1 protein-coding gene is annotated in these 355 nt (G+C 69.3%); it reads left to right on the top strand.

What is annotated here, in order from left to right:
* Positions 1–355, top strand: a 355-nt coding sequence (locus EJ903_RS26585; RefSeq protein WP_148105338.1) for a transposase, incomplete at both ends; no start/stop codon positions are given.

Raw genomic sequence — 355 nt, 5'->3', positions numbered from 1 at the left:
GCGGCCTTGGGGCGCAAGGATCGTTCCCGGGGCGGTCGGCCGCCGCTGGACGCGGTGATGATGTTCAAGATCCTGGTACTCCAGGCGCTGTACGGCCTGTCGGACGAGCAGGCGGAGTATCAGGTACGCGACCGGCTGTCGTTCATGCGATTCCTCGGGCTGGGATTGGGCGACCGTGTTGCGGACCGCACGACGATCTGGCTGTTCCGGGAGGCGCTGGTGACGGCGGGGGCGATGGAGGGGCTGTTCGCCCGCTTCGACGCGGAGCTGAAGGAGCGCGGCTACTTCGCGCTGGGCGGCCAGATCGTCGACGCCTCCATCGTGGAAGCGCCCAGGCAGCGGCTGACCCGGGAGG

The organism is Azospirillum griseum, from assembly GCF_003966125.1.
GTDB classification, from domain to species: Bacteria; Pseudomonadota; Alphaproteobacteria; order Azospirillales; family Azospirillaceae; genus Azospirillum; species Azospirillum griseum.
Note: the sequence above shows the minus strand (reverse complement) of the source record. Positions and strands in the feature narration are given on the sequence as shown.